This is a genomic window from Kitasatospora putterlickiae, from assembly GCF_039527695.1.
In the GTDB taxonomy this organism is placed as follows: domain Bacteria; phylum Actinomycetota; class Actinomycetes; order Streptomycetales; family Streptomycetaceae; genus Kitasatospora; species Kitasatospora putterlickiae.
Genome location: NZ_BAAAKJ010000055.1, coordinates 8,016 through 8,270 on the forward strand (window position 1 = coordinate 8,016; position 255 = coordinate 8,270).

General features: G+C 80.0%; 1 protein-coding gene. It reads left to right on the plus strand.

All coding sequences use genetic code 11. From position 1 onward, the window contains the following. Positions 1–255: hotdog family protein (locus tag ABD308_RS06460; RefSeq protein ID WP_344328552.1), on the plus strand; the 255-nt coding region annotated here is incomplete at both ends.

The window sequence follows — 255 nt, forward strand, 5'->3', positions numbered from 1 at the left end:
GCGAGTCCGCGCAGCGGGTTGGCGGCGGCGAGCACGGTCAGGCCGCGCCGCTGGAGTTCGGCGACGACGCCGCCGCCCGCGTGCAGGTGACGCTCGGCCAGGCCGACGCCGAGGGCGGCCGCGAGGTCGCGGTCTACTCGCGGCCGGACTCCGGCGACGAGCCTTTCGCCGAGGCGGTCTGCCACGCCCGTGGCTGGCTGGCGGCCGAGGGTGCCGCTCCGGCGGCCTGGCTGCCGACCGAGTGGCCGCCCGCCG